The 26,810-nt window shown below is 69.8% G+C and carries 26 protein-coding genes; 12 read left to right on the top strand and 14 right to left on the bottom strand.

The features are described from left to right. Positions 1–350: 350 nt before the first annotated feature. Positions 351–3,038: a molybdopterin-dependent oxidoreductase gene (locus GI374_RS06580; protein ID WP_229582777.1), complete on the bottom strand. Its 2,688-nt coding sequence runs from the start codon at positions 3,036–3,038 to the stop codon at positions 351–353. A gap of 195 nt (positions 3,039–3,233) precedes the next feature. Here GI374_RS06580 and GI374_RS06575 point away from each other — a divergent pair, with 195 nt between their 5' ends. After that, positions 3,234–3,776, top strand: coding sequence for a hypothetical protein (locus GI374_RS06575; protein ID WP_154336219.1), 543 nt, complete (start codon positions 3,234–3,236; stop codon positions 3,774–3,776). A 90-nt stretch (positions 3,777–3,866) separates the two neighbouring features. On the opposite strand, the gene GI374_RS06570 is transcribed toward GI374_RS06575, so the two are convergent. The 9 genes from GI374_RS06570 to glpD form a co-directional block, all read right to left on the bottom strand. Continuing rightward, on the bottom strand, positions 3,867–4,919 hold the full coding sequence (locus GI374_RS06570) for an ABC transporter ATP-binding protein (RefSeq protein ID WP_154336218.1): 1,053 nt from the start codon (positions 4,917–4,919) through the stop codon (positions 3,867–3,869). Between the two features lie 31 nt (positions 4,920–4,950). Beyond that, positions 4,951–5,958 (bottom strand): DUF2804 domain-containing protein, encoded by a 1,008-nt coding sequence (locus tag GI374_RS06565; protein WP_154336217.1) that lies wholly within the window; start codon positions 5,956–5,958, stop codon positions 4,951–4,953. Then, entirely contained in the window at positions 5,952–6,974 is a 1,023-nt protein-coding gene (locus GI374_RS06560; protein WP_154336216.1) for a DUF2804 domain-containing protein, read from the bottom strand. Before GI374_RS06560 ends, GI374_RS06565 begins: the two co-directional genes overlap by 7 nt. Continuing rightward, positions 6,971–7,645 carry a GntR family transcriptional regulator gene (locus tag GI374_RS06555; RefSeq protein ID WP_154336215.1) on the bottom strand — a complete coding sequence of 225 codons (675 nt, stop codon included), beginning with the start codon at positions 7,643–7,645 and terminating at the stop codon, positions 6,971–6,973. Before GI374_RS06555 ends, GI374_RS06560 begins: the two co-directional genes overlap by 4 nt. Positions 7,646–7,652: 7 nt before the next feature. Continuing rightward, positions 7,653–8,507 (bottom strand): carbohydrate ABC transporter permease, encoded by an 855-nt coding sequence (locus tag GI374_RS06550; protein WP_154336214.1) that lies wholly within the window; start codon positions 8,505–8,507, stop codon positions 7,653–7,655. Beyond that, entirely contained in the window at positions 8,507–9,436 is a 930-nt protein-coding gene (locus GI374_RS06545; RefSeq protein ID WP_229582773.1) for a carbohydrate ABC transporter permease, read from the bottom strand. The genes GI374_RS06550 and GI374_RS06545 overlap by 1 nt, the downstream gene beginning before the upstream one ends. Positions 9,437–9,446: 10 nt before the next feature. Further along, on the bottom strand, positions 9,447–10,766 hold the full coding sequence (locus tag GI374_RS06540; protein ID WP_195759857.1) for an ABC transporter substrate-binding protein: 1,320 nt from the start codon (positions 10,764–10,766) through the stop codon (positions 9,447–9,449). Positions 10,767–10,834: 68 nt separating this feature from the next. After that, positions 10,835–12,313 carry a glycerol kinase GlpK gene (gene glpK / locus GI374_RS06535; RefSeq protein WP_154336213.1) on the bottom strand — a complete coding sequence of 493 codons (1,479 nt, stop codon included), beginning with the start codon at positions 12,311–12,313 and terminating at the stop codon, positions 10,835–10,837. 14 nt (positions 12,314–12,327) lie between these two features. Next, positions 12,328–13,866 (bottom strand): glycerol-3-phosphate dehydrogenase, encoded by a 1,539-nt coding sequence (gene glpD, locus GI374_RS06530; protein ID WP_154336212.1) that lies wholly within the window; start codon positions 13,864–13,866, stop codon positions 12,328–12,330. Positions 13,867–14,061: 195 nt separating this feature from the next. On the opposite strand from glpD, the gene GI374_RS19085 reads away from it, so the two are divergent. The 11 genes from GI374_RS19085 to GI374_RS06480 are packed head-to-tail and all read left to right on the top strand — an operon-like array spanning position 14,062 to position 24,385. Continuing rightward, positions 14,062–14,367 (top strand): hypothetical protein, encoded by a 306-nt coding sequence (locus tag GI374_RS19085; RefSeq protein ID WP_229582876.1) that lies wholly within the window; start codon positions 14,062–14,064, stop codon positions 14,365–14,367. Then, on the top strand, positions 14,268–14,495 hold the full coding sequence (locus GI374_RS19710; RefSeq protein ID WP_370515190.1) for an aldehyde dehydrogenase family protein: 228 nt from the start codon (positions 14,268–14,270) through the stop codon (positions 14,493–14,495). Before GI374_RS19085 ends, GI374_RS19710 begins: the two co-directional genes overlap by 100 nt. Positions 14,496–14,554: 59 nt before the next feature. Further along, positions 14,555–16,138: an ABC transporter substrate-binding protein gene (locus GI374_RS06520; RefSeq protein WP_195759856.1), complete on the top strand. Its 1,584-nt coding sequence runs from the start codon at positions 14,555–14,557 to the stop codon at positions 16,136–16,138. Next, positions 16,135–17,289, top strand: coding sequence for an acetylornithine deacetylase (argE, locus tag GI374_RS06515; RefSeq protein WP_154336210.1), 1,155 nt, complete (start codon positions 16,135–16,137; stop codon positions 17,287–17,289). The genes GI374_RS06520 and argE overlap by 4 nt, the downstream gene beginning before the upstream one ends. Continuing rightward, on the top strand, positions 17,286–18,257 hold the full coding sequence (locus GI374_RS06510) for an ABC transporter permease (RefSeq protein ID WP_154336209.1): 972 nt from the start codon (positions 17,286–17,288) through the stop codon (positions 18,255–18,257). The genes argE and GI374_RS06510 overlap by 4 nt, the downstream gene beginning before the upstream one ends. Further along, on the top strand, positions 18,254–19,156 hold the full coding sequence (locus GI374_RS06505) for an ABC transporter permease (protein ID WP_154336208.1): 903 nt from the start codon (positions 18,254–18,256) through the stop codon (positions 19,154–19,156). The genes GI374_RS06510 and GI374_RS06505 overlap by 4 nt, the downstream gene beginning before the upstream one ends. Next, a complete protein-coding gene (locus GI374_RS06500) occupies positions 19,153–20,145 on the top strand; it encodes an ABC transporter ATP-binding protein (protein WP_154336207.1) in 993 nt (330 codons plus the stop codon). The genes GI374_RS06505 and GI374_RS06500 overlap by 4 nt, the downstream gene beginning before the upstream one ends. Further along, positions 20,142–21,107: an ABC transporter ATP-binding protein gene (locus tag GI374_RS06495; protein WP_154336206.1), complete on the top strand. Its 966-nt coding sequence runs from the start codon at positions 20,142–20,144 to the stop codon at positions 21,105–21,107. Before GI374_RS06500 ends, GI374_RS06495 begins: the two co-directional genes overlap by 4 nt. Continuing rightward, positions 21,104–22,528, top strand: coding sequence for a M20/M25/M40 family metallo-hydrolase (locus tag GI374_RS06490; RefSeq protein ID WP_154336205.1), 1,425 nt, complete (start codon positions 21,104–21,106; stop codon positions 22,526–22,528). The genes GI374_RS06495 and GI374_RS06490 overlap by 4 nt, the downstream gene beginning before the upstream one ends. After that, a complete protein-coding gene (locus GI374_RS06485) occupies positions 22,525–23,685 on the top strand; it encodes a pyridoxal phosphate-dependent aminotransferase (protein ID WP_154336204.1) in 1,161 nt (386 codons plus the stop codon). The genes GI374_RS06490 and GI374_RS06485 overlap by 4 nt, the downstream gene beginning before the upstream one ends. Next, positions 23,675–24,385 (top strand): GntR family transcriptional regulator, encoded by a 711-nt coding sequence (locus GI374_RS06480; RefSeq protein WP_154336203.1) that lies wholly within the window; start codon positions 23,675–23,677, stop codon positions 24,383–24,385. Before GI374_RS06485 ends, GI374_RS06480 begins: the two co-directional genes overlap by 11 nt. Positions 24,386–24,450: 65 nt before the next feature. Here GI374_RS06480 and GI374_RS06475 read toward each other — a convergent pair whose 3' ends face one another. From GI374_RS06475 to GI374_RS06460, 4 genes are all read right to left on the bottom strand, one after another. Further along, positions 24,451–24,762, bottom strand: a complete 312-nt coding sequence (locus GI374_RS06475; RefSeq protein WP_195759855.1) for an I78 family peptidase inhibitor — start codon at positions 24,760–24,762, stop codon at positions 24,451–24,453. A gap of 95 nt (positions 24,763–24,857) precedes the next feature. Beyond that, positions 24,858–25,757, bottom strand: a complete 900-nt coding sequence (locus tag GI374_RS19760; protein WP_370515181.1) for a rhodanese-like domain-containing protein — start codon at positions 25,755–25,757, stop codon at positions 24,858–24,860. Between the two features lie 47 nt (positions 25,758–25,804). Further along, complete coding sequence (parA, locus tag GI374_RS06465) at positions 25,805–26,437, bottom strand: ParA family partition ATPase (protein ID WP_154336201.1); 633 nt, start codon at positions 26,435–26,437, stop codon at positions 25,805–25,807. Positions 26,438–26,441: 4 nt separating this feature from the next. After that, positions 26,442–26,780, bottom strand: a complete 339-nt coding sequence (locus tag GI374_RS06460; protein ID WP_154336200.1) for an antibiotic biosynthesis monooxygenase — start codon at positions 26,778–26,780, stop codon at positions 26,442–26,444. Between the last annotated feature and the right edge of the window lie 30 nt (positions 26,781–26,810).

Raw genomic sequence — 26,810 nt, 5'->3', positions numbered from 1 at the left:
CCGCCCAGCGACAGCGGTGCTGGCCTTCGTAGTCAGCACCATCCGCACCGCACGCTCACGCATCTCGGCGCAGTACTTGTTCGTCGTCTTGCTCATGGGCTTCATCCTACTCAGGAGTTGAAGCCTCCGGGAAACCCGATGCGGTTCAATCGGCAAAGGGTCGGATGCCGGCTTTCGGCGTCGCGCTGTTAACAGTCGGAGCAGTCGGGCCAGGTTGGATGCCGAGCCGAAAGGCGCGCTTCCAAGGCGACCACCAACGGGAGATGATCGTGACCGGCGGAGCAAAGAGGAGCGTTGCAAGCTCCATCACGGTCACGCCATCGCCGCTCCGCCAGCCGCTGGCGCCGGGGTCAATTGACCGCCGGCGCCGCGTCGGAGGCGTTGCGCATGAGGAAGTCGGTCACGAGCGCTGCCTCCTCCTCGTCGAGACCCGCACGCGGGAACATCGATGGCGTGATGCCGCGCCACTGCAGCTGGGTGAAGCCGCCCGGATCGCGCGGGCCGTGGCAGACGGTGCAGCGCTGGTAGAAGATGCGCTCGCCCGGTTCCATGTCGGCATAGAGCGATTCCACCAGCTCCGCCACCCGGTCGAGACCGAGCTCGGACTCGTCGATGGCGGCATACTGGTAGTCCGTCAGGATCGGCGGCTTCTGATACGCCCGGTTGGGGCGCTCTGCGTCCTCGCACTTGCTGGCTGACGCGACGCAGGTGTTGGCTATGGTCGCCTGCGTCAGGCCGGACGCAGGGCGTTCCGACGTGATCCAGTTGATCTGCCCCGAGTTGCAGCGGCCCTTGCTGTCGAGGTCCGGCCAGACGCCCTCATAGAGCGACATGACGCCCGGCATGATGTCCTCCGACAGCACGGCCCCGGCAATGATAGCGCCGCGCTCGTTGCGGATCTCCACCAGATCGCCATCGGCGATGCCTCGCGCCTCGGCGTCCCGGGGGTTCATCCGCACCGGCTCGCGGCCGTCGATCTTGTAGAGTTCGCGGAGCTGCGTCGAGTTGTCCATCTGGCTGTGCAGGCGGTACCAGGGATGCGGGCTCACGACGTGCAGCTGCCCCTCCTGCGCGTTCCCCAGATATTCCAGCGGCTCCTGCCAGATCGGCATGCCCGGGTTGTCGGGCACGTTCATGTCGGCGATCGTCGTGCAGAACATCTCGATCTTGCCGGACAGCGTGTGCAGCGGGTTCGTTTCGGGATCCTCGTAGAAAGCGCCATGCCGGACCCATTTCCGGGCTTCGGGCGGGGCCGGTTGCAGGGCGTAGCCCTTTTCCCAGAACTCCTCGAAGGGCGTGGTCTTGGACGCGCCCGAACGTTCATAGGCGGCGCGGATGTGGTCCATGTAGTCCACTGAATCGGTGAACTGGGCCCAGAGATACATCTTGTCGGCCAGCGCCTCGAAGATCTCGTAGTCGCTCATCGATTCGCCCAAGGGCTCGATGACCTTTTTCATCGCGTAGATCTTGTCGTTGGAATAGGTGCCGCCGACCGAGATGTCGTCGCGCTCCAGCGTGGAGGAGGCGGGCAGCACGATGTCCGCCCAGCGGACCGCCGCGGTCCACCACACGTCCTGGCTGACGATGGTGTGCAGCTTGGAGAATGCCTTGAGAAGGCGGTTCAGGTCCTGCTGGTGCGAGACGAAGTTGTTGCCCGCGTTGTAGATCATCTTGATGTCGGGATAGGCGCGGGTCTGACCGTTGTAGAAGAACTCCTTGCCCGGATTCTCCAGCATCTCGACGATCCGGCTGGCAGGGCAGAGCGTGGACACCAGGTTCTTGCCCGAGGACAGGCCGGTGGGCGTCGGCTGGCCCGACTGCGGCATCCCGCCGCCGCCGTAGTGCCAGCTGAAGCCCACGCCCTCGCCCGGCTTGCCGATCTTGCCGGTGAGCGCCGCGAAGTTGATGATCGCGTGGTGGACCAGCTCGCCGTAGTGGGCCCGCTGCAGCGACCAGGCGCCGGCGAACTGGGTGCGCGAGGAGGCAAACAGCTCGGCCATCTCGCGGATCTTGTCGGCAGGGATGCCGGTGATGCCGGACGCCCATTCTGGCGTTTTCGGCGCGCCGTCATCCTCGCCCCGGACATAGGCGATCCAGCGATCGGCGCCGACCGTATATTTCTCCATGTAGGCGCGATCCTCGAGCCCGTTTTCCAGCACGTGATGGGCCATGCCGAGGAACAGCGCGATGTCGGTATTGGGAATGACCTGAACCCATTCCGCGTCCAGATAATAATCCGAGGCGGTGCGCTGCGGGTTGATCGAGATGAAGCGCACGCCCGCGTCGCGAATTTCGGCCCAGGGGCGCGACATTGCGTGGTCGGCGACGGTGAACTCGATCCGGTTGTTCTTGACCGGGTCGCATCCGACGAGGACGAAGACTTCGGTATTGTCGCGGACGACCTCCCAGGCGGTCTGCGGCGAATAGACCTCCATGTCGCCGATGATATGCGGCAGCGCGACCTGCGCCGCGCCGGCCGAGAAGTCGCCCTGGGTGATGGTGCAGCCGCCGATCAGGTTGAAGAACCGCTGCTGCATGACGTTCGGGCGGAACGAGCCGGCGTTCGACCAGCCGCCATAGGACGAGCTGAAGATCGCCTCGTTGCCGTGCTCCATGATGGTCTGGACGATGGCATTGGCCGCGAGCGCCAAGGCGGTGTCCCAGTCGACCTGCACGAACTCCTCCTTCCCGCGCAGCTCCGGCTTGGTGTCGCCGGTCTGCCAGCCGTCGAGGTAGGACTTGCGGACCATCGGATAGAGGATGCGGCTCTCGTCATAGGTCCGGTCCATGACCCCCAGCATCAGCATGTCGGTGGGCTGGTGGTCGAGCTCGGTCACGGGCGAGATCGCGGTGATGCGGCCGTCGCGCACGACGGCCTCGAAGGGTCCGTAGTGAGTCGCGTGGAAGATCCGTTGACCGTGCGAGTTCGGGTCGATGGCCGCCATCGCCGTGCTGTTCATCAGCCGGCCCATGGCCAAGGCCCCGGCGGCAGTCGCGCCAGCCTGCAGGAACAGACGTCTGGAGAGATGCATGGTCATGGCTGCCACCTTCCTGGTTCGCACTTCGCCCGCCTCAACCGCCTTCCTGCGGAAAGGTTTCGGCACGACTCGGCCCGAATCCTGAAGCCGCAGGGGCGTGGAGGCAAGCGTGACCGCTTGTCACAGGTCGCGAGCGGCGTGAACATTTCCGGCTTCTGGAGCGTTGTGAAGCGAGCTCGTCGAAGGAGAACCACCATGTCCACCGCACCCGCCCCGGCAGCATGGCGAATCGCTGTCGTCCTAGCTTTCTCCGTGCTGGTTCCGACCGCCGTTCAGGCGCAGACCGCGAGCCCGGCCGCGAACGCCGATGCTGCGAGCCCCGGCACGCCGATCGCGGCACCAGAAGCCGCAGCCCCGGGAGCGGAGACCGGAGCCGCCACCGGTGCACTACGCAACCCTCACCGGCTGCTCCCCGAACTCAGCGGCGGTCCGCAAGGATCCCCCACGTCGCAGCGCGGCAACCCCCAGCCGGGGACGTCCACATCGATCCCGACCACGAACCCGGCGACGGTCCGGCCGGTGGAGCAGGAGCGCCTTGGGCCCGACGGTCAGGCAGTCTCGATCGAGGATACCGGCATCGAGGGCCAGTGCGATCCGGTGGTCTCTCTCGGTTGCCCCACGATCGCCGATCAGTTGCAGGCCGGCGCGGACGCGGGCGCGACGAGCGACCCGGTCGCCGCTGACGCGGAAGCTCCGGGAGTTGACGCCGCGGTGGAGCCTGCCGAAACCGACGAGTGAGCCGACACGGCTTGCGCCGCATGCCGCCGACGATCAGAGGGATCGCAGGTCCTGCGCGCCGCACCGCCGGCGCGACAGCCTGCGCAACCTTCAGATGCGGCGGCCCGTCTCGGTCGCGAAGACGTGGATCAGCGCGGGATTGGCGCGCAGGTGGATCTGGTCGTGCGGCTGAATGTCGGTGCGACCGCGCAGCAGGATGCGGACCGTGTGGCCGGCCAGGCGGGCGGTGATCTGCGTCTCGGAGCCGGTGGGCTCGATCACCACGGCCTCGGCCGGCCAGCCGCTCTCGGCCAGTTCCAGATGCTCGGGGCGGACGCCCATCGTCACCTGCTGGCCGGGCCCGGCGAGCGGGCGGCCGGGGTCGAGTTCGAGGCCCTCGGCCAGCTTCAGCCGGCCCTCGGGCGTCACCTCGCCCTCGAAGAAGTTCATCTGCGGCGAGCCGATGAAGGCCGCGACGAACAGCGTCTGCGGGTTGTCGTAGAGCTCCAGCGGCGCGCCGACCTGCTCGATATGGCCGCCGTTCATCACCACGACCTGATCCGACAGCGTCATCGCCTCGATCTGGTCGTGGGTGACGTAGATCGTCGTCGTCGAGAGGCGCTGATGCAGCTCCTTCAGCTCCGAACGCATCTGCACCCGCAGCTTGGCGTCGAGGTTCGAGAGCGGCTCGTCGAAGAGGAACACCGTGGGGTTGCGGACGATGGCGCGGCCCATCGCCACCCGCTGCCGCTGCCCGCCCGAGAGCGCGCGGGGCTTGCGTTCCAGCAGCGCGGAGAGGCCGAGGATGCCCGCGGCCTCGCTGACGCGGCGGTCGATCTCGGCTTTCGGCAGGCCGCGCTGCTTCAGCGCGAAGCCCATGTTCTTGCGCACCGTCATGTGCGGGTAGAGGGCGTAGTTCTGGAACACCATGGCGATGTCGCGGTCCTTGGGCGCGATGTCGTTCACCACCCGGTCGCCGATCGAGATCTTGCCCGAGGTCACTTCCTCCAGTCCCGCGATCATCCGCAGCAGCGTCGATTTCCCGCAGCCCGACGGGCCGACGAGCGCCACGAAAGCGCCGTCGGGGATGTCCACGTCGATGCCGTGCAGCACCTCGAGGTCGTCATAGGCTTTCCGCAGGTTGCGGATCTCCACCTGGCTCATCTGCGGTCTCCTCCTGAATGGGACGTGCCGCCTACCAGCGGCGGTGGACTTCCTCGGCCCAGCCGGGCAGGCGCTCGACGCGCAGGCGCTGACCGTCCGGCGCAGTGATGGTGCCGTCGAAATGGCCGAACGCCTGGTCCTCGCGGCTGAGGACGAGGACGCGGTTGAAATTGGAGTGGCGGTTGAAGACCGGCGTGAAGGTCAGGTCCACCCCGGCGCCGCGGATCGTCCACGGCTTCATGAAGTCCGAGGTGTCGTAGCGCCACTCCATCTCCTGGCTGATCTTGTGGATGCGGCCGTCGATCCGGAGGCAGTTCTCGGTCGAGGGCGTGCCCGCCGTCCATTTGGCGCCGAACTGAAGCCCGATCTCGCGCCCGTCCGTGCGACCTGAGGCCGAGGCCCAGTTCCACAGGATCGAATAGGGCCAGCGGCCGCGGCCGTGGTCGAGCGTGGCATAGGCGGTGTCGGCCGACAGCGTGTAACTGCGCCCGTCCGCCGTCACGGTGCCCGAGGCGGGGCGGCAGTTGTCCTTGCGCGTCAGCTGGAAGCGCTTGTCGTCCCAGGGGACCACGACAGTCATCGACTCGTGGCCCGGCGGCTCGGCGGCGAAGGCGTCGATGGTCAGGCGCGGCGAGCGCAGCGAGAGGCGGGTGCCGCCCGCCTCCGGGGTCATCCGCACCTCCATCTCGCGGCCCTCGCCGTGGATCGGCCCGGCGCCCGAAAGCTCGGGCATCTGCGGCACGCGCTTGCCGGGCAGCCAGTGGATCTCAGCGATCGAGATCGTCTCGAGCGTCTTGAGGTCGAGGAAGAAGCCCGCCAGCGTCACGCGGTAGTCGCTATGCGAGACGTTCAGCGCCGCGAAGAGGTCGGGCGAGCTGAGGCACCAGTATTCGAAACGCTTGTTGCGGCCCCAGCCCTGAAGGTTGGCGCGGATCAGCGGCGTGCGGCTCCAGCCCACCGCGGCGGGGTTCAGCCGGCCCCGCGCGTCGCAGAGGTCCACCGGCGCCGTGATCTCCCGCTCGGGCGTCACGGTTACCATTTCCGGTGAACTTCCTCGACCATGCCGGGCAGGTTCTCGACCGCCACGACCTCGCCGTCATCCGCGACGACATGACCGTCGAAGCGGCCGAAGCACTGGTCCCCGCGGGCCGAGATCACCCATTTGTTGAAGTCGTGGTGGTGATGCGTCGAGGGGGTGAAGGTCAGGTCCACCCGCGCGCCGCGGATCGTCCAGGTGCGCATGAAATCGGCGCTGTCGTAGGTCCAGACCAGCTCCTCGCTGATCTTGTGGATGCGGCCGTCGATCCTGAGGCAGTTTTCCGTCGAGGGGGTGTCCACGGTCCATTTGCCGCCGAACTGCACCCCGATCATCCGCCCGCCGACGAGGCCGTGGCCCGCGCCCCAGTTCCACCAGGTCGAATAGGGCCAGCGTCCGCGCCCGACATCGTGCAGCGCGAGCGCGCGGTTCGGGTCGATGACATGGGTGCGGCCGTCCACGGTCACGGTGCCGCTGGTCCGCAGGCAGTTGTCCTTGCGCGTGTACTGGAAGGTGCGGTCGCTCCACGGCACCAGCACGCCCATCGACTCGTGCCCCTCCGGCTCCTCCACGAAGGCGTCGAGCTGAAGGCGCGCGGTGCGGGTCTGCAGGCGCGTGCCGCCGGGCTCGGGGGTGATCGCGACCTCGATGCCCTCGGCTTTCCCGAACATCGGCTCGCGCAGGGTCGGGTCGGGCATGGACTGGCGCGGCGGCAGCCAGCGGTTGACGCGGTAGGGGACGACCTCATGGGTGCGCAGGTCGATGAAGGTCGAGGCGACGTTGGCGCGGTAGTCGTGATGCGAGATGTTCGCGGTCACGATGAAGTCGCCCGCCATCACGCACCAGTAGTCGAAGCGCTTGTTGCGGCCCCAGCCGCGCAGGTTGTCGCGATGCAGCGCGTGGCGCGACCAGCCGACGGCGTCGGGGTTCAGCCGGCCGTCGGGCAGGCACATGTCCACGGGTTCGGTGATCTCGCGTTCCGGCTTCACTGCCGCGCGGGGATGCAAGGATACGTTCATGCCGCTCCCTTCCGTTTCTGTTCGGCCAGCGAGTCGACCAGATGCCGACCGGCCGAGACCTCGTCCTGGCGGGCCAGTTCGGCCGCTGCCTCGAAATCGCCCGTGGCGAGCGCCGCCCGGATCGCCAGATGCGCGTCGAGCGACCGGCGCAGCCCGTCCGGCACCGCCCGGAAGCCTGCCCGCAGCATCGCCGACTTGCCCTGCAGGACTCCGAACAGCCGGAAGGTCCATTCGGACGACGGCGTGTTGCAGAGGAGTTCGTGGAAGGCGCGGTTGAGGGCCGAATAGCGGTCAAAGTCGTTCGCCGCGACGGCCGCCTCGCTCTCTGCGAGGTTCTCGTCGATCGCGGCCATCCGGTCGGCGTCGAAATGCACCCGGCCGAGCCGGATCGCCTCGGCGTTCAGAAGCCCTCGCAGGGCGAAGATCTCGGTGACCTGCGCCGCGTTGAGGGACGCGACCACCGTGCCGCGATGGGCGCTGTGTTCGAGCCAGCCCTCGCCCGCGAGGCTCTTGATCGCCTCGCGCACGGGGGTCTCGCTCATGCCCAGCGCCTCGGAGAGGGCGGTGGTGGTGATCGGCGACCCGGCCGGGGCGCTGCCCGCCAGGATCTGCTCCTGGATATACTGCGCCGCGATCTCGGACTTGGTTAGGTGCTGCCGCTGCAGGTTCATCGCCCGGTCACCCCTTGGTCGCGCCTTCGGAGAGGCCCGTGATCAGCCACTTCTGCACCGCCAGCGCGAAGATCACGACCGGCACCACCGTCAGTGTGCCCACCGCCGTCAGCGCGCCCCAGTTGGCGCCGTTCACCGTGTCCCCGGCGATGCCGGCGATGGCGACCGGGATGGTCGAGGCGTTGCGGTTGGTCAGCACCAGCGCGAACAGCAGCTCCTCCCAGGCGAGGATGACGCTGAAGATCAGCGTGGAGAGGATGCCGGGGATCGAGATCGGGACGATGATCTTGAAGAACGCCCCGAAGCGGCCGCAGCCGTCCAGCATCGCCGCCTCCTCCAGCTCGCGCGGAAGCGACTGGAAGAAGGCGCGCATCAGCCACATGACATAGGGGATCAGGAAGGTGCAGTAGGCCAGGATCAGCGTGATGTGCTTGTCCGTCAGCCCCAGCTTGCGCGCGACGAGGAACATCGGCACCGCCAGCGCGATCGGCGGCACGCCGCGCGACATGAGGATCAGGACGCCGATCGTCCCCGCTCCGCGCAGCCGCACCCGCGCCAGCGCGTAGCCGGCCATGGTCCCGGCGACGATCGACAGCGCCCCCGAGCCAAAGGCCACGATCACCGTGTTGAGCATCCGCCGCGTGATGTCGGCGCGGCTCATGTAGCTGCGGTAGGTCTCGAGCGTCGGCTCGAAGAACAGCACCGGCGGTGTGGTGAAGATGTCCTTCGGCATCTTGAAGGACGACAGCACCATCCAGAACACCGGGAACAGGAACAGCGCGCAGAGGACCACGCCCGCGACGATCCGCACCCGACGCCAGAGATGGCGGCGGGAGGTGTAGCCGGTATCGACGACCGCCATCAGTAGCTCCTTTCCAGCCTGCGCGTCCCGATCAGGAAGAGGCCCGTCAGGATCATGGTAAGGACGAGGACGACGACCGCCATCGCGGCGCTCTCGGCGAAGCGGAGCGACCGGAAGGCCTGCTCGTAGATGTAGAGGTTGACGACGTTGGTGGCGTCACCCGGCCCGCCCCTGGTCGAGGCCAGCACGATGTCGAACATCTTCACCGCGCCCAGCCAGCGGACGACGAAGGTGGCGGCAATGATGGGCACCAGCAGCGGAATGGTGATCGACCAGAGCTTGGTCCACCAGTTCGCGCCGTCGATGTCGGCGGCCTCGAAGACGTCCTTCGGCAGCGCCATCAGCGCGGCGGTGGCGATCAGGATGACGAAGGGGGTCCAGCGCCAGGTGTCGATGATGACGATGGTCGCCATCGCCAGGTTCGGGTCGCCGAGCCAGTCGGGATTGCCGAGGCCGAGGAGCCCGAGAAACCAGTTCACCATGCCCCAGAGCGGGTCGAGCATCATCCGCCAGATGCCGCCGGCGACGACCGGGGCCACCACCATCGGGATCAGGAACAGCGCCCGGACGGCGCTGCGGCCCTTCCACTCGACATTGATCAGATAGGCGATGCCGAAGCCGAGGATCATCTGGATCGGCAGCGCCCAGGCCAGATAGATCCCCGTCACCTTCATCGAGTTCCAGAACCCGCGGTCGCCCAGGATCTCGCGGTAGTTCTCGAAGCCGACCCATTCGGTCGCGGTGAAGGTCGCGAGGTCGAGCGAGGCGAAGCTGATCTGGAAGGTGTAGAGGATCGGATAGGCCAGCACCGCCGCCAGGATGATCGCGGCGGGGAGCATGAAGCTCCACCGCGAGACGAGGTCGGACCAGTCGCGGCCGGACCGGGTGCGCGCCTGACGCGCACCCTCGCTGTGGTCGGTGACGGCCATCACCCGGCCCTCAGTCCAGCAGCCGGTCGATGCGCGAGGCGGCGGTGTCCAGCGCCTCCTGCGCCGCGATCTGCCCAGAGAGGGCGCGCGACACCTCGTCGGCCAGCACTTGCTGGACGGCGTCCGACTTCGGCGTGCGCGGACGCCACATCTGCCCCTGCTCGGCCACCTCGTAGCCCTGCTTCAGCGCCTCGAAGACCGGCGCCATCCACTCGCTCTCGGGGGTGCTGTCCAGCGTCGAGCGCCGCGCCGGGAAGACGCCGAGCGTGTTCGACTGCCAGGCCTCGCCCTCCTTCGAGCTGAGCCACTGCAGCAGCGCCCAGGCGGCCTCGGCGTTCTCGCTCTTGTTGTTGATGACACCGCTCCAGATGCCGCGATGGGCGCCGGCGCTTGCGCTGCCGACCGGCATCACCTGGATGCCGACCTGCTCGGGCGTCAGCGTCGTCGTCGCCGGATCGACCGCGGTGCCCTTGAAGACGCTGCCCCAGGTGAACATCGTCGCGACCTGACCCTGGCGGAAGGCCTGCAGCGACTCGTTGAAGCCGTGGCTGACGGCGCCGGGCGGCGCGAATTCCAGCAGCCGCTTGTGCGTCTCGAGCGCGGCGACCCCGGTCTCGTTGTTGAACGCAGCCTTGCCGTCCTCGCCCAGCAGCGCGCCGCCGTTCGAGTTCATGATCGTCTGCCAGATCGTCGGCGTCAGCGGATCGCGCAGGAAGTAGGTGTCCACGGCCCAGGCATCGACCTTGCCGTCGCCGTTGGTGTCCTGCACCAGCTGCGGCGCCTGCTCGAAGAACTGCTCCCAGGTCAGCTCCGGCGTCGGCGCCGGCAGACCCGCCTTCTCGTAGAGCGACTTGTTTACGAACATCAGCAGCAGGTTCGAGCGCAGCGGCACGCCATACTGCACCCCCTGCCACTCCGACGCGGCGAGCGGCGCGGCGTAGAAGTCGTCCCACTCGAACTCGGGCGCGGTCCAGCCGGCGACCTGCTCGCCCTTGAGGTCCAGCAGCACGCCGGTCTGCGCCAGCTGCGGCGTCCAGGGGTCGTCGGCGATGATGATGTCATAGACCGGATCGGGGCCGGTCGCGTCGAGCATGCTCTTGGCCAGCAGCTCGGTGTAGGGGACGCCGTCGATGACGACGTTGATGTGCGGGTAGACCTTCTGGAACTCGGGAACCATCTGTTCCTGCCACTGGTTCGCGAAGGCCTCGTTCGCGATCATGGTGATCTCGACGGGGCTGCCCTCGGCCCCCAGCCCCTGCGCCCATACGGCGGCCGGGCCGGCCATGACGGCGGCGATGGCGATGCCGGAAACCTGCAGCGTGATTTTCATGTGAGCCCTCCCAGGCTGCTATGTGGAAGCCGGGTTACTATAGTCTATAGAACCATGCAACGATTCTGTCACACCATCGCGATTGTGGCCTGCACGGCGCGGGTCCAGCGGGCGTAGCGGGCGTCGCGGGCCGCGGCGTCGGTCGCGGGCTCGAAGCGCCGCTGGCATTTCCAGCCGGCCTGCGCCGCCTCCGGGCCGTCCGCGAGGCCCGCCGTCAGCGCCGCCAGCCAGGCCGCGCCGCGCACCGTGGTCTCGGGGTCCGCGGGCCGGTCCACCGGCGCGCCCAGCAGATCCGCCAGCCCCTGCATCGCCGCGTCCGAGCGGGTCATGCCGCCGTCCACGCGCAGCACGCTTTCGGACAGCGCCGGCCAGTCGCGGCGCATGGCCTCGGTCAGGTCGCGGGTCTGGAAGGCCACGCTCTCGAGCGCCGCCCGCGCCAGCTCCGCCGGGCCGGTCGCGCGCGTGAGGCCGAAGATCGCGCCGCGCGCCTCTGGCTCCCACCAGGGGGCGCCGAGGCCGGTGAAGGCGGGGACCATGATGACCTCCTGCGCCGGGTCGGCGCGGGCCGACAGCGCCGCCGTCTCGCCGGCTTCGCGGATCAGCCCGAGGCCGTCCCTCAGCCATTGCACCACCGCCCCGGCGATGAAGATCGAGCCTTCGAGCGCATAGGTCGGGCGGCCGCCGAGCTGGTAGGCGATGGTCGTGAGCAGCCGGTTGCCCGACGCCACCGCCTCGGCGCCGGTGTTCAGCAGCGCGAAGCAGCCGGTGCCGTAGGTGGCCTTGATCATGCCCGGCGCAAAACAGGCCTGCCCCACCGTCGCCGCCTGCTGGTCGCCCGCAACGCCGAGGATCGGGATCTCGCGCCCGAAGAGGTCGGCGCGGGTCAGCCCGAACTCGGCCGCGCTGTCGCGCACCTCGGGCAGCATCGCGGCCGGCACGCGGAAGAGCGCGCAGAGATCCTCGGACCACCGGCCCGCGCGGATGTCGTAGAGCATCGTGCGCGCCGCGTTGGTGGCGTCGGTGACATGCGCGCGGCCGCCGGTCAGCTGCCAGATCAGGTAGCTGTCCACCGTGCCGAAGGCGAGATGCCCGGCCTCGGCCGCCGCCCGCGCGCCATCGACCTCGTCGAGGATCCACGCGATCTTGGTGGCGCTGAAATACGGATCGAGCAGCAGGCCGGTCGCCGCCGCGACCGCGGGCTCGTGCCCGGCCTCCTTCAGCCGCGCGCAGAGCTCCGCGGTGCGGCGGTCCTGCCAGACGATGGCGTTGTGGACCGTCCTGCCCGTGCGGCGGTCCCAGACCACCGTCGTCTCGCGCTGGTTGGTGATGCCGATGGCGGCGAGCGTCGGGTTTCCCGCCCGCTCGACCGCCGCGCGGGCGGTCGCCGCGACGCTGGCCCAGAGGTCGGCGGGGTCATGCTCGACCCAGCCCGGGCGCGGATAGTGCTGCGCGAACTCCTGCTGCGCGTCGGCCACCCGCTCGAGCGCGTCGCTGAAGACCACGGCGCGCGAGGAGGTGGTTCCCTGGTCGATGGCGAGGATCGGCATGGGCAGGTTCCTTCTCAGGCGTTCCCGGCCATGAAGGCGTCGATTGCGGCGATCTGTCCAGCCTCGAGCCGCAGGCCCAGCTTCGAGCGCCGCCAGACCGCGTCCTCGGCCGTGCGCGCCCATTCGCGGGTCATCATCCAGCGCAGCTCGGCCTCGGTCAGCGTGGCGCCGAAGTCGCGGCCGAGACCGGCGGCGGAGGTGGCCCCGCCCAGCATCGCGGCGGCCTCGGTGCCGTAGGCGCGGGCGAGGCGGGCCGCCCAGCGGGCGGTGAGGAACGGGTGGCGGCGGCGCAGATCGGCGGTGAGCGCCGGAAGCCCGTCCACCGGGAAGTCGCCGCCGGGCAGCGCCGCCCCTGCGGTCCAGGGCGCCGACATCGCCGGGACATGCGGCGCCAGCCGCTCGAGCGCGTGCTCGGCCAGGCGGCGGTAGGTGGTGATCTTGCCGCCGAAGACATGCAGGCAGGCCGGCCCGGTCGCGTCCAGCGACAGCACATAGTCGCGCGTCGCCGCCGTGGCCGAGCGCGCGCCCTCGTCATAGAGCGGCCGCACGCCGGAATAGGTCCAGACCACGTCGTCGGGCGTCACAGGCTGCGCGAAATAGCGCGAGGCGAAGGTGCAGAGATAGGCGATCTCCTCGGGCGTGCAGACGGCCTCCCCCGGCCCGCCGCGGTGATCCACGTCGGTGGTGCCGATCAGGGTGAAGTCGTCCTCGTAGGGGATGGCGAAGATGATGCGCCCGTCCGGGCCCTGGAAGAAATAGGCCTTGTCGTGGTCGAAGAGCCGCCGGGTGACGATGTGGCTGCCGCGCACGAGGCGGATGCGCTCGGGCGAGTGCAGATGCGCGACCTCGCCCAGCACCTCGCGAACCCACGGGCCGGCGGCGTTCACCAGCGTCCGCGCCCGGAACCGCCGGCCGTCGGCCAGCGTCACGGTCCAGCCCTCGCCCTCGCGCCGCGCCCCGGTGACGCGGGCGCGGGTCAGGATCTCGGCCCCGCGCCCCGCCGCGTCGCGGGCGTTCAGCACCACCAGCCGGGCGTCGTCCACCCAGCCGTCGGAATATTCGTAGGCGCGCCGCAGGCGCGGCTGCAGCGGCGCCCCCTCGGGCGTGCCGCTGAGGCTCAGGCGGCTCGTGCCCGGGAGGATCTCGCGCGCGCCGAGATGGTCGTAGAGAAACAGCCCGGCCCGGATCAGCGCCGCCGGCCGCCGCCCCCGCGCCCAGGGCATCGCCAGCCCCAGCATCCGCGAGACCGGCGTGTCCGACGCAAAGCGCATCTGCGGGTCCAGCGGCAGCACGAAGCGCAGCGGATGGGCGATATGCGGCATCGCGCGCAGCAGCACCTCGCGCTCGCGCAGCGATTCGCGCACCAGCCGCAACTCGAGGAACTCGAGATAGCGCAGGCCGCCGTGGAACAGCTTGGTCGAGGCCGAGGAGGTCGCCTGTGCCAGATCGCCCTGCTCGGCCAGCCGCACCGAAAGCCCACGCCCGGCCGCGTCGCGCGCGATCCCGGCGCCATTGATGCCGCCGCCGATAATGAAGAGGTCGGTGCTGTCCATCCTGCGCGCCCCTGAGCCGTCCGGCGCTAACCTGCATGTTCGCGCCGGCTTGTCGACTGGCCGCGACGCATTGCCTTGCCGGATCGCACGACAAGAACCGCCGAAGGCGGACCGCGCCGATGCTGTGCCTGCCCTTGATCTCCGCGGCCGACACCGCCGGCTCTGCGTCAACTTGCCGCGCCCAAGGACGTTCGTATGGCGTTCGAGCTTGCCGGCGAGGTCGGGACCGACCCGACCATCGTGTTCATGTCAGCACGTCTCCGCCTTGGTGCGGTGGCCAAGCGCCAGAACGCCAGCCTCGTGAAATCCTCGTCGTTCGCGATGTCCGAGGCGTCCTCGGCCCGGATCTCCCCGGCCAGCTTCGCGCATCGCCGGGTTGATGAAGCAACTCTGCGGATGCGATCGCCGGACTCGAGGCGCTGTCCGTCGGCCGGCATAGCTCCGGCCAGGCCGTCCGCGTGGCTGAGCAGCCAAATACTACGCCGGCTGGGCGCAAGCTGAACGGGGAAGTGATCCCGGTCCCGACGACCCATGTGAACTACACTTGGCCCGAGCCTTACGGAGCCCTCGTCCAGATCACGCCCTGGAACGCTCCGCAGATCAGCCCCACCGCGTCAAAAAACAATTGACCGGGCCACCATTTGATCAAATGATCATCATTCTGAACCGCCCCCATGAGGATGCCCGGATGAGATCGCGTCTTTCCCTGATGATGGCCTCCGCCTCGCTGGCGCTGATGCTGCCCGCCGCGGGCTCCGCGGCCAAGTTCCGCTTCGCCGGCCCCCTCGACGCCTACACGCTCGATCCGCATGCCATCTCCAACACGCTGGTCTTCGCGGTGCTGCGCAACGTCTACGAGCCGCTGGTCCAGCGCGGCCCCGACCTGTCGCTGCAGCCGGTGCTGGCGACGGAATGGACCCAGGTCGATCCCAACACCTGGGAGTTCAAGCTGCGCGAGGGCGTGACCTACTCGAACGGCAACCCCTTCAACGCCGATGACGTGGTGTTCTCGTTCGAGCGTGCCAAGAAAGGCGGCATGGCCTCGCATCTGGCCGAGGTCGCGAGCATCGAGAAGGTGGACGACCTGACGGTCCGCTTCCTCTCGGACCTGCCCAATCCGATCCTGCCGAACCAGATCGTCAACTGGTTCATGATGGACCGCGAATGGGCCGAGGCGAACGGCGCGACCGAGCCGGGCCAGGCCGACAACACCACCGAGAGCTTCGCCAACCGCAACACCAACGGCACCGGCGCCTATGTCATCTCGGCCCGTGACCCCGGCGTGAGCACCGAGTTCACGGCCCGGCCCGAATGGTGGGGCCAGATCACCGGCAACGTGGACAAGGCCACCTTCTTCGTCATTCCGAACCCGGCCACCCGCGTCTCGGCGCTGATCACGGGCGAGGTCGAGATGATCGACGGCGTCCCGCCACAGGACACGCAGCGGATCGAGAACACCGACGGGCTGCGGATCGCGGCGACGCCCGATGTGCGGACGGTCTATATCCAGCCGGACGTGGCGCGCGACACGCTGATCCATGGCGGCGGGGTCGAGGGCAATCCGTTCAAGGACGTGCGCGTCCGCGAGGCCATGACGCTGGCCATCGACCGCGACGCGATCCAGAGCCGCATCATGCGCGGCTATTCCACCCCGGTCGGGCTGCCGATCGGCAAGGAGGTCGAGGGCTCGACCGACGCGCTGAACACCCCTCCGCCCCAGGATCTCGAGCGCGCCCGCGCGCTGATGGCCGAGGCGGGTTACGGCGAGGGTTTCGATGTCGCGCTCGACTGCACCAACGACCGCTTCATGAACGACGAGGCCACCTGCCTCGCGGTCGGCTCGATGCTGGGCGAGATCGGCATCCGGGTGACGCCGCGGGCGCAGCCGACCGCCCGCTGGGCGCAGCAGATCAACCCGCCGGGCTACGACACCTCGCTCGCGATGCTGAGCTATGCGCCCTACACCTATGACGGCCATCAGTTCCTGTCCTCGATCGCCGTCACCCGCAACGAGGAGACCGGCGGCGGCCAGTTCAACATCGGCGGCTATTCCAACCCCGAGGTGGACCGGCTGACGGCCGAGATCGGCGCCGAGACGGACCCCGAGGCGCGGGCGGCCCTGCTGGCCGAGGTCTTCGGCCTGCTGAAGGACGACTATGCCTTCATCCCGCTGCACCAGCTGCAGATCCTCTGGGGGCTGAAGGAGGGCGTCGAGGTCGTGCAGCTCGCCGATCTCAGCTATCCGCTGGCCTGGTTCACGGTGCCCGAATGAGCTTCCGGCCCGACTTCACCCGGCGGCTGGCGGAACTGGTCGCCTTCCCGACGGTCAGCGCCGACAGCAACCTCGCCCTCGTCGAGCATGTCGAGCGGCTGGCCGGGGATTTCGGGGGGCGCTGCCGGCGCTTCCCGAACCCGGAGGGCGACAAGGCCAGCCTGCTGATCGCGGTCGGCCCGGACGCCCCCGGCGGAATCGTCTTCAGCGGCCATACCGATGTCGTGCCGACCACCGGGCAGGCCTGGACGGCCGACCCGTGGACGCTGCGCGATACCGGCGAGACGCTGGTCGGCCGCGGCGCCACCGACATGAAGGGCTTTCTCGCCTGCTCGCTCGCCGTGCTGCCGGCGATCGCGCGGATGCCGCTCAAGGCGCCGGTCTGGCTCGCCTTCTCCTATGACGAGGAGGTGGGCTGCACCGGTGTCGGCGACATGGCCGAATGGCTCGGCGCGAACGCCGACGCGCGCCTCGCGGTGATCGGCGAGGCGACCGGGATGGAGCTGGTGACAGCGCACAAGGGCGGCTGCATCGGCTGGGCGCATGTCCACGGCAAGCCGGGGCATTCCTCGCAACCCGAGCGCGGCGCCAATGCGGTCATGGCCGCGGGCGAGCTGATCGCCCATGCTGCCGGCATCTACGAGGGAATGCGGACCACCGGCCCGCGGATGGAGGCCTTCAATCCGCCCTGGTCCACCCTGCAGGTCAACCAGGTCGAGGGCGGCACCCACGGCAACATCCTGGCCGAGCATTGCCGGTTCTTCTGGGAGATGCGGTTGATCCCGGGCGTGTCCTTCGACGACGTGCTGGCCGAGCTCCGCGGCAAGGCGGCGGAAATCGAGGCTCGGATGAGGGCCGTGGACCCGGCCTGCTCGATCCGCTTCGACGAACTCGCACGCATCCCGCCCCTCGCGCCCATGGGCGACGCGGCGCTCGAGCGGATGCTGCTCGACCTGCTCGGCCGCGACACCGCCCGCGCGGCCCCCTACGGCACCGAGGCGGGCATCTTCGCCGCGGCCGGCGTGCCCAGCGTCGTGATCGGCCCCGGACGCCTCGCCGACGCCCATCAGCCGGACGAGAGCATCGCCGTGAGCGAGATGGAGCACTGCACCGCTTTCCTCACCCGCCTTGCCGAGACCATGGCGACATGATCCTGCACGCGGTCGAGCGCATCCTGCAGACGTTGCTGGTGATCCTGATCATCAGCTTCATCGCCTTCATGCTGATCGACACGCTCGGCGACCCGCTGGGCCTGCTGCTGCCGCCCGACGCGAGCCTTGCCGAACGCCAGGCGCTGACCGAGCGTCTGGGCCTCGACCGGCCGCTGCTGGCGCGCTTCGCGGAGTTCCTCGCCGGACTGCCGCGGGGCGATCTCGGCATCTCCTACCGCACGCAGGAGGAGGTCTCCGGCATGATCGCCGCGCGGCTGCCAGCGACGATCGAGCTGGCCGCCGTGGCGCTGCTGATCAGCCTCGTGGTGGCGATCCCCGCGGGCATCTACACCGGCGTGTTCCCCCGCAGCCGCTTCGCCCGCGCCATCATGTTCGTCTCGATCGCCGGGGTCACGCTGCCGAACTTCGTGGTCGGCATCCTGCTGATCGCGATCTTCTCGGTCCAGCTGGGCTGGTTTCCGTCCTTCGGGCGCGGGGCCACGATCGTTCTCGGCGGCTGGGAGACCGGGCTGCTGACCCGCAGCGGCTGGCATGCGATCATCCTGCCGGCGCTGACGCTGTCGCTCTTCCAGATGACCTTCATCATCCGCCTGCTGCGCACCCAGCTGATGGAAATCGGCCGCAGCGAGCATATCCGCTTCGCCCGCGCCCGCGGCCTCGGCGAGGCGCGGCTGTGGTTCGTCTATGCGCTGCGCAACGCGCTCTTGCCGACCATCACCATGCTGGCGCTGCAACTGGGCAACATCATCGCCTTCTCGGTCGTGACCGAGAGCGTCTTCGCCTGGCCGGGGATCGGCACGCTGTTCCTACAGTCGGTGCAGGCCGCAGACATCCGGGTCATCGCCATCTACCTGATCTTCGTCGGGATCGTTTACATGGTCATCAACCTTCTGGTCGAGCTGCTTTATCCGCTGATCGACCCGCGCCTGCGGCAGCGCCACGCATGAGGCTGCGCCTGCCCCGTCTCGCGCCCCTGCGCGGCGCGCCCGGTGCCGCCCTCTCCGCGGTGCTGCTGGTGGTGCTGGTCCTCTACGCATTGCTGGTGCCGCTGGTCGCCCCCGATCCGTTCTCGCTCGGCGGGCTGTCGATCATGGACAGCTTCACGCCGCCGATCTGGGCGGAGGGCGGCAACCCCGTCATGCCGCTGGGGGCCGACGATCAGGGCCGCAACATGGTCACGGCCATGGCCTACGGCCTCAGGACCTCGCTGATCGTGGGGGTCTTCGCGGTGCTGATCGGCCTCGTCCTGGGCGGCGCGCTCGGCCTGGTCGCGGGCTATGCGGGCGGGCGCACCGACGCGCTGATCATGCGTCTCGCGGATGTGCAGCTGGCCTATCCGGCGCTGCTGCTGGCGATGATCATCGACGGGATCGTCAACGCCACCATCGGCGAGGCGCGCTCGACCCTGCAGGCCATGACCATCGTCATCCTCGCCATCGGCGTCGCCTTCTGGGTGCAGTTCGCGCGCACCATCCGCTCCTCGGTGCTGGTCGAGCGCAACCAGGACTATGTCTCGGCGGCGCGCATCACCGGCCGCAGCGCGGGCGCGATCATCGGCCGCCACATCCTGCCCAACGTCATGGCCCCGGTCCTCGTGATCGCCACCACCAGCCTCGGCCTCGCCATCATCGCCGAGGCGACGCTGAGCTTCCTCGGCATCGGCATCCCGCTAACGCATCCCTCGCTCGGCGCGCTGATCCGCAACGGGGCCAACTACCTGCAATCGGGCGAGTGGTGGATCGCGATCTGGCCCTGCCTGCTGCTGATGGTCCTCGTCGTGGCGGTCAACGTGCTCGGCGACCACCTGCGCGATTACTACAACCCGCGCCTTAGGGGGCGGTCATGACCCCGCTGCTCAGCGTCCGCGGCCTCGAGGTCGCGCTGATCCGCGACAGCCAGCCGGTGCCCGTCGTGGCTAACGTCTCCTTCGACGTGGCGGCAGGCGAGGTGCTGGGCATCGTGGGCGAGAGCGGCGCGGGCAAGTCCGTCGCCGGCGCGGCCCTGATCGACCTGCTCTCGCCGCCGCTGCGCCGCACGGCGGGCGAGATCAGCCTCGGCGCTGACCGCCTCGACCGGATGACGCCGCGCCAGCTGCGCCGCGTCCGGGGCGGGCGCGTCGGGTTCATCTTTCAGGACCCGATGACCTCGCTCAACCCGGTCCTCACGATCGGGCGGCAGATGGCTGACACCATGCGCGCCCATCTGCGGCTCAGCCGGGCCGAGATTCGCCGCCGCTCGCTCGACTGGATCGAGCGGGTCGGACTGCCCGACCCGCCGCGGGTTCTCGACGCCGCGCCGCATGAGTTGTCTGGCGGCCAGCGGCAGCGCGTGGTGATCGCGCTCGCCCTCTGCGCCGAGCCGGAACTGGTGATCGCGGACGAGCCGACGACCGCGCTCGACGTCTCGGTGCAGGCGCAGATCCTGACGCTGTTGCGGCGGCTGCATCACGAGACCGGCTCGGCCATGATCCTGATCACGCACGACCTCGGCGTGGTGGCGAAGATGTGCGACCGGGTGGCGGTGATGTATGCCGGGCGCATCGTCGAGACGGCGCCGACCGACAGGCTGTTCCACGCCCCGCGCCACCACTACACCCGCGGCCTCCTTGCCGCGACGCCGGCGCCGGATGCTGCGGGGCGGATGCAGGTCGCGGCCATTCCCGGCCAGATGCCCGGCGTGGGCGATCTGCCGACAGGCTGCGCCTTCCATCCGCGCTGCCCGCGGGCTGACGCCCTCTGCCGCGAGATTCGACCGGAACTCACGCCGATGCAGGGCGCGCTGGCCGCGTGCCACCATCCGCTCAACGCCGCCCGCGCGGCCGAGGTGACCGCATGAACGCCGCCGCCGCCGTCGAACTGCATGGGGTTGGCAAGACCTTCGGCCGAACCGCCGGCCTGCTCGACCGGCTCGCAGGCCGCCGCCCCGCGGGCCTGCGCGCGGTCCGGGGCGTAGACCTGGCGATCCGCCCCGGCGAGGTCCTGGGCCTCGTGGGCGAGAGCGGCTGCGGCAAGTCCACGCTGGCGCGGATGATCGCCGGGCTGATCACGCCCACCGACGGGCGCATCACCTTCGCGGCCGGGCGACCGCGCATGCAGATGGTGTTCCAGGACCCCTTCTCGTCGCTCAACGCCCGCTGGAAGGTCGCCGACATCATCGCCGAGCCGATCCGCACCCACGGCCTGCGCCGCCCGTCCGAGGTGCCCGCCCGCGTCGCCGAACTCCTCGACCAGGTCGGCCTGCCCGCCTCGGCCGGCGGGCGCTATCCGCAGGATTTCTCGGGCGGGCAGCGACAGCGCATCTCGATCGCGCGGGCGCTTGCGGGCGAGCCGGACTTCGTCATCCTCGACGAGCCGACGAGCGCGCTCGATGTCTCGGTGCAGGCGCAGATCCTGAACCTGCTGCGCGATCTTCAGGCGCGGCTGGGCGTCACCAGCCTCTTCATCACCCACAACCTCTCGGTCGTGCGGCTGATGGCCGACCGGATCGGCGTGATGTATCTGGGCGAGATCGTCGAACTGGCGCCGACCGAGACCCTCTTCGCGGACCCGAGGCACCCTTATACCCGGTTGCTGATCGACGCGGCGCCCGACCTCGACCCGGTGGACCGCGCGCTGCATCCCATACCGGGCGAGTTGCCGGACCCCTCGAACCCGCCGGCCGGGTGCCCGTTCCGCACCCGCTGCCCCTATGTCCAGGACATCTGCGGACGCGACCATCCCGAGCTGCGGCCAGTGGCCGAGGGCTGGGTCCGCTGCCATTTCGACCTCGAGCCGCAGAGCCTCACGGTGCCGGAATGAGCCGCGATACCGCCATCGCCGCCGCCCGCGAGACGCTCGCATCCGGCGCCTTCGCCCGCCGCCTGGCGGACTGGGTCGCGCGGCCGACCGCGAGCCGCCTGCCCGGCGCGCGCGAGGGCCTCGCCGCCTTCGCCGAATCCGATCTCGCGCCCGTCTTCCACGCGCTCGGCTTCCAGACGCGGCTCCTCGACCATCCCGACGCCCCCGGCCCCTGCCTCTATGCCGAGCGGATCGAAGGCGCGGGCCTGCCGACGTTCCTGCAATACGGCCATGGCGACGTGGTCGCGGGGCTCGACGGCTGGTCCGAGGGCCTCAGCCCCTTCGAGATGACCGAGCGCGACGGCCTCTGGTTCGGTCGCGGCACGGCCGACAACAAGGGCCAGCTCTGCGTCAACCTCACGGCCCTCGAGGCGCTGATCGCCACCCGCGGGCGGTTGGGCTTCAACGTGAAATACCTTGTCGAGATGGGCGAGGAATCGGGCTCCCCCGGCCTGCGCGAGATATGCCGCGAGAACGCCGCGTTGCTCGCCGCCGACCTGCTGATCGCCTCCGACGGCCCGCGCCTCGCGCTCGACCGGCCGACGCTGTTTCTCGGCGCCCGCGGCGGGGTGTCGTTCTACATCGAGATCGTCGCCCGCGACGGCTTCCAGCATTCCGGCAACTGGGGCGGGTTGCTGAGCAATCCCGGCGTCGAGCTCTGCCACGCCATCACCGCGCTGATCGGTCGCCACGGCGAGATCCGGGTGCGCGAGCTGGTCCCCGCGGCGATCCCCGAGAATGTCCGCCGCCACCTCTCGCGCGTGACGATCACGCCGACGGCTGACGATCCGCCGATCGACCGCGACTGGGGCGAGCCGGGGCTGACGCCCGAGGAGAAGGTCTTCGCCTTCAGCAGCCTGGAGGTGATGGAAATGGAATGCGGCAACCTCGCCCAGCCGCTCTACGCCATCCCGCCGCGCGCCCGCGCCCGGCTGCAGCTGCGGTTCCCGGTCGGCGTCGATGTGGCGCAGGTGGTTCCGGCCGTTCGCCGCGCGCTGACCGAGGCCGGTTTCGGCCATGTCACGGTGCACGAACCGCATGACGCGATCTTCCTGCCCACGCGCCTCGACCCGGACCACCCTTGGGTCGGCTTCGTCGCGGGCTCGATCGAGCGGACCGCCGGCGCGGCCCCGGCGATCCTGCCCGGTATCGGAGGCTCGCTTCCGAACGACATCTTCGCCACCGATCTCGGCCTGCCGACGATCTGGATTCCCCATTCCTACCCCAGCTGCCGCCAGCACGCCGCCGACGAGCATCTGCCCGTCGCCCTCGCCAGAGAGGCCCAGGGGCTGATGGCCGGGCTTTACTGGGATCTCGGCGAGGCGGCGGCCTCCCGGCTTGCCGCGGATCTCACCAGCAAACACGATCAGGGACAGCCATGACGATATTCGCCCGCCGCATCACCGAAACCTCCGCCAAGGACTTCGGCATGGTGGGCCGCGCAGCCGCGAGAGGGGGCGATCTGATCCACCTCGAACTCGGCCGCCCGGTCCACGACACGCCCGCCCATATCAAGGCCGCCACCATCGCCGCGATCGAGGCCGGCCATGTCCATTACAGCGACCTGCAGGGCCTGCCGGAACTGCGCGAGGCCCTCGCGGCGAAGCTGGCACGCGACAACGGCATCAACGTCGGAGCCGAGGGCATCCTTGTCACCAACGGGCTGACGCAGGCGAGCTTCGCCGCGATCATGGCGCTGATCGACCAGGGCGACGAGGCGATCCTGCTCGAGCCCTACTACCCGCAGCACATCGGCAAGATCGAACTCGCCGGCGGGCGCGTGGTGTCGGCGCCGCTCGATGCCGCCGCGGGCTTCCGCATCCGCCGCGATCTCATCGCGCCGAAAATCACGCCGCGCACGAAGCTGATCGCGCTGATCAACCCCTGCAACCCCACGGGCCGGGTCTATTCGCGCGAGGAACTGGAGGAGCTGGCGGCGCTCGCCATCGAGCACGACCTGATCGTGCTCTCGGACGAGGTCTATGAGGAGATCGTCTTTGACGGCAATCGCCACATCTCGATCGCCTCGCTGCCGGGCATGGCCGAGCGGACGATCAGTTGCTTCGCGTTCACCAAGGCCTGGGCGATGGACGGCTGGCGGGTCGGCTATCTCGCGGCCGATCCGTCCATGATCCCGGCGCTGATGAAGATCACCACCAACGAGGTCACACACGTCAACACCTTCGTCCAGCACGGCGCGCTCGCCGCCGTGACCGGCCCGCGCGAGCCGATGGAGCGGATGCTGGAGGCCGACCGCGCCGCCCGCGATCTGGTCGTCTCGCGCCTGAACCAGCTGCCGGGCATCACCTGCGCCGCTCCCGAGGGCACCATCTACGCCTTCGCCGACATCACCGGCACCGGCATGACCGCCCGCGCCGCGGCCGAGGCGCTGATGGACGAGGCCGGGGTCGTGGTCGAGGCCGGCAGCTTCTACGGCCCCACGGGCGAGCATCACCTGCGCATCTGCTTCGGGGCCCAGCCGCTCGACCGGCTGGGCGAGGCGATGGACCGCATCGGCAGGTTCTTCAATGCGCGATGACGCGTGGGAGGCACCGGGGCGGGCGCGCGCCCTTGGCCCGGTCCGGGCGCGGAACACGGTCGGCGATCAGGTCCACGCGCTGCTGCGGCAGGCGCTCCTCACCGGGCGGTTCGAGCCCGGCTCGCTGCTGACGGTGGCCTCGCTGGCCGAGACCTTCGCCACCAGCCCAATGCCGGTACGCGAGGCTCTGCGGCGGCTCGCGACCGAGGGCGCGGTCGATCTGCGGGCCAACGGCTCGTGCTATGTTCCCGATGCGACGCGGAGCCGGCTGGACGATCTCGTCGGGCTGCGCCTGCTGCTCGAAACGCATGCGGCCCGCCTCGCGGCCACGCGGATGGACGGTGCGGCAATCGACGCCCTCGTCCGGCTGGAGGAGAGCCATGCCCGCTCGGCGGGCGATTGGCAGGTCGAGGAAATGCTGCAGGCCAACGCGGATTTCCACTTCGCCATCTACCGCGCCGCGGGCTCGACCGCGCTCGTGCCGATCATCGAGTCGCTCTGGCTGCAATACGGTCCCTACATGCGGCTGCTGTCGGACCACATGAAGGCCGCGCGGCAGCCCACGCATGAGCAGTTCGTCAGCGGCCACCGCGAGATCGTGGCGAAGCTGCAGGCGCGCGACGCCGAGGGCGCCGCCGCCGCCATCGCCGACGATATCCATGGCACCCGCGAGTTGCTTGACGCCCTTTGCGCGGAGTGACCGAAGGGGCAGCCTGCGGTCACTCGTCCCCGCCGGCGCGCTGCACCCGCGAGTAGCGCGAACCCTCAGCCGCAGCTCACGCGGACCAGCACACCGCGGCGGTCGTACTCGAAATTGATCCGCTCGGCGCTGTAATCCATCGTCACCGCATCGCCGGTGCGATAGTGGCGAACGTCCGTCCCCGGCGGAAGCGTGATCCCGGGCGAGCGCTGCCCCACGAACTGCTGGTAGGCGGCGCTGTTGCAGGCGTCGGCGGGCGGCGTCCCGATATTCGGGACGACGACCACCGGCGGCGGCGCGGGGACCGCGACCGGCACGCAGGCCGAGAGCAGCCCCGCCCCGGCAAATGCGGCAGCGGATAGGACACGGATCGTCATGGTGGTTCCCTCCCCCATCGCGGGGTGGATGGCACCCCCCCGCTCGCAGGTCCGGCGCGGACCCGACATCCGGTCCGAAGCCGCGGGCGGGCCGGTCAGTTCCCGGCCGTGCCCTCGACGGGCGCCGCACCGCTCTCGTCCGCTTCCTCGGTCGTGCCCTCGACCACCGGGTTCTCGGCGGGCGTGATGACACCGTCCGGCACCTCCTGGCCGGCGTTCTGCGGCACGTCGTCCGCCGCCGCGCCCTCCTGCGCCGCGCCGAGCTCGCCCGCGTCCTCGGGCGTCACCTCCTGCGCCGCGAGCGGATCGACCGGCGCAGGCTGGCCGCCGCCCGCGACGGTCAGGCCCAGCAGCCGCCAAGCGAGCATGCCGCCGCGGTAGTAGTGGATGCGCTCGGCCGGGAAGCCGGCGTCGATCATGGCGCGGATCGCCGTCGGCGACTGGCCGCACCAGATGCCGTTGCAGAAGAGGATCACGTCCCGCGCCGCCTCGCAGTCGAACTCGCCGTCGAAATCCGGCTCGCAACCGAGCTCGGCGAGACGCTCGATGGCCTGGGTGAAGGGAATGTTGATGGCCCCGGGGATGGTCCCGCCCGCGTACCAGTCGGGCGTGCGGCCATCGACGAGCGTGGCGTTCCCCGCCTCCATCATCTGCAGCAGCTCCAACTCGCCGATCGTCTCGACGCCCGGCGCGGGCTCCATGGGCTGGATGCAGAAGGGCGGGCAGTCGTGGCCGATCAGCGTCCAGTCCCCCTCCAGCACGGCGCCGGGGGTCTGGTCGCGCGAGATCGTCACCGTCTCGCCCTGGGGCGTGGTGTAGGTCACCGCGGCGATCTCCGGCCGGATGCCAACGCGCGGGGCGGCCGCGGCGGCGGCATCGCCCGCCGCCGGGTTCGAGGCGGGGTTCAACGGGGTTGCCGGGGCCGGGCTGTCCTGCGCCGCCACGGGCGCGGCAAGGGCGGCAAGGGCCGTCATCAAGATCAGGGCGCGGATCATCGCTGTCGGTCCTCCTCTTCAGGTCAACTCTGGCGCCTCCCCGGCGCCTATCCCTCGGCTGCTGCCAGCACCTCGTCCAGCAGCTCCTCCACCTCGCCGCCGGCGGGCCCGGCGCCGCCATCGGCCACCGCCATCCCGCGGCCCATCGTCTCGGCATAGGCCACGCGGTTGCCGATCCGCGTCCGGGCCACGAGCGCGCCGAGGCTCCCGGCCGCCGCCGCGATCTCGGCCGCAAGCCGCGTTCCGGGGCGCGAGCGGTTCAGCACGATCAGGCAGGGCCGCCGCTCGCGCCGGGCGAGGTCAAGCACCCCCTCCGTCGCCCAGAGGTCAACCTGGCTCGTCGCCACCGGCACCAGCACCAGCGAGGCCGCGCGCAGCGCCGGGCGCAGGTCGGCGTCGATCTTCGGCGGCGTGTCGATCAGGACGAGATCGGCGCGGCGGGCGACCTTCTCGGCCTCGTAGGCCGCGCCCCAGGCCGAGGCGGTGGCGAAGTCGAAGCCCTCGTCCTCGCCCCGCGCGCCCAGCCGCTCCATGAACCACCGCCCGAGGCTGCCCTGCGGGTCGGTGTCGATCACCGCGACCGAAAGCCCCCGCGCGCGCGCCGCCACGGCGAGGTTCGCGGTCAGCGTGGTCTTGCCCGATCCGCCCTTCTGCTGGGCCACCGTGACGATCCGTCCCATGCGGTCAGTGCGCCCGCTGCTGGGCCGCGTGGACCGAGGCGACCTCGTACATCACCGGCTCGAAACTGCGCGCGCGCTCGTTGATGGCGCGGTTGCGGACCCGCATCTCCGGGTTGCGGAGCATGGCCTGGTAGTCGGCCCGCGCCCGCCATTGCGAATAAGTGCAGATGCGCGTCTGCGCGTCGTTGAGATGGATCGCGCCGCCGAGATAGCCGGGCTGACGCGAGATCACTTCCGAATAGGCGGCGGTCAGCAGCTCGAGCACGTCCTGGGCGCTGCCGGGCGTGACGTCGAAGGTGCAGATGACGGTCTGGCCGTCGAATTGCTCGCGGATTTCAGGCATGACCCTCGCCTTGCATTGCTCCTCGCGCGA

The organism is Paracoccus sp. S-4012 (assembly GCF_009674885.1).
In the GTDB taxonomy this organism is placed as follows: Bacteria; Pseudomonadota; Alphaproteobacteria; order Rhodobacterales; family Rhodobacteraceae; genus Paracoccus.
The sequence above is the reverse complement of the archived record's forward strand: the minus strand, read 5'-3'. Positions and strand labels throughout refer to the sequence as shown.

What these genes read in the sequence shown, in the direction of transcription:
- GI374_RS06550 (WP_154336214.1), bottom strand. Translation starts at nt 8,507, where the DNA reads ATGGCGGTCGTCGATACCGGCTACACCTCCCGCCGCCATCTCTGGCGT.
- GI374_RS06510 (WP_154336209.1), top strand. Translation starts at nt 17,286, where the DNA reads ATGATCCTGCACGCGGTCGAGCGCATCCTGCAGACGTTGCTGGTGATC.
- GI374_RS06500 (WP_154336207.1), top strand. Translation starts at nt 19,153, where the DNA reads ATGACCCCGCTGCTCAGCGTCCGCGGCCTCGAGGTCGCGCTGATCCGC.
- GI374_RS06480 (WP_154336203.1), top strand. Translation starts at nt 23,675, where the DNA reads ATGCGCGATGACGCGTGGGAGGCACCGGGGCGGGCGCGCGCCCTTGGC.
- GI374_RS06555 (WP_154336215.1), bottom strand. Translation starts at nt 7,645, where the DNA reads ATGAACCTGCAGCGGCAGCACCTAACCAAGTCCGAGATCGCGGCGCAG.
- GI374_RS06580 (WP_229582777.1), bottom strand. Translation starts at nt 3,038, where the DNA reads ATGACCATGCATCTCTCCAGACGTCTGTTCCTGCAGGCTGGCGCGACT.
- parA (WP_154336201.1), bottom strand. Translation starts at nt 26,437, where the DNA reads ATGGGACGGATCGTCACGGTGGCCCAGCAGAAGGGCGGATCGGGCAAG.
- GI374_RS06545 (WP_229582773.1), bottom strand. Translation starts at nt 9,436, where the DNA reads ATGGCCGTCACCGACCACAGCGAGGGTGCGCGTCAGGCGCGCACCCGG.
- GI374_RS06520 (WP_195759856.1), top strand. Translation starts at nt 14,555, where the DNA reads ATGAGATCGCGTCTTTCCCTGATGATGGCCTCCGCCTCGCTGGCGCTG.
- GI374_RS06540 (WP_195759857.1), bottom strand. Translation starts at nt 10,766, where the DNA reads ATGAAAATCACGCTGCAGGTTTCCGGCATCGCCATCGCCGCCGTCATG.
- GI374_RS06560 (WP_154336216.1), bottom strand. Translation starts at nt 6,974, where the DNA reads ATGAACGTATCCTTGCATCCCCGCGCGGCAGTGAAGCCGGAACGCGAG.
- GI374_RS06495 (WP_154336206.1), top strand. Translation starts at nt 20,142, where the DNA reads ATGAACGCCGCCGCCGCCGTCGAACTGCATGGGGTTGGCAAGACCTTC.
- GI374_RS06485 (WP_154336204.1), top strand. Translation starts at nt 22,525, where the DNA reads ATGACGATATTCGCCCGCCGCATCACCGAAACCTCCGCCAAGGACTTC.
- glpD (WP_154336212.1), bottom strand. Translation starts at nt 13,866, where the DNA reads ATGGACAGCACCGACCTCTTCATTATCGGCGGCGGCATCAATGGCGCC.
- GI374_RS06460 (WP_154336200.1), bottom strand. Translation starts at nt 26,780, where the DNA reads ATGCCTGAAATCCGCGAGCAATTCGACGGCCAGACCGTCATCTGCACC.
- GI374_RS06570 (WP_154336218.1), bottom strand. Translation starts at nt 4,919, where the DNA reads ATGAGCCAGGTGGAGATCCGCAACCTGCGGAAAGCCTATGACGACCTC.
- GI374_RS06575 (WP_154336219.1), top strand. Translation starts at nt 3,234, where the DNA reads ATGTCCACCGCACCCGCCCCGGCAGCATGGCGAATCGCTGTCGTCCTA.
- GI374_RS19760 (WP_370515181.1), bottom strand. Translation starts at nt 25,757, where the DNA reads ATGATCCGCGCCCTGATCTTGATGACGGCCCTTGCCGCCCTTGCCGCG.
- glpK (WP_154336213.1), bottom strand. Translation starts at nt 12,313, where the DNA reads ATGCCGATCCTCGCCATCGACCAGGGAACCACCTCCTCGCGCGCCGTG.
- argE (WP_154336210.1), top strand. Translation starts at nt 16,135, where the DNA reads ATGAGCTTCCGGCCCGACTTCACCCGGCGGCTGGCGGAACTGGTCGCC.
- GI374_RS06490 (WP_154336205.1), top strand. Translation starts at nt 21,104, where the DNA reads ATGAGCCGCGATACCGCCATCGCCGCCGCCCGCGAGACGCTCGCATCC.
- GI374_RS19085 (WP_229582876.1), top strand. Translation starts at nt 14,062, where the DNA reads ATGGCGTTCGAGCTTGCCGGCGAGGTCGGGACCGACCCGACCATCGTG.
- GI374_RS06565 (WP_154336217.1), bottom strand. Translation starts at nt 5,958, where the DNA reads ATGGTAACCGTGACGCCCGAGCGGGAGATCACGGCGCCGGTGGACCTC.
- GI374_RS06475 (WP_195759855.1), bottom strand. Translation starts at nt 24,762, where the DNA reads ATGACGATCCGTGTCCTATCCGCTGCCGCATTTGCCGGGGCGGGGCTG.
- GI374_RS06505 (WP_154336208.1), top strand. Translation starts at nt 18,254, where the DNA reads ATGAGGCTGCGCCTGCCCCGTCTCGCGCCCCTGCGCGGCGCGCCCGGT.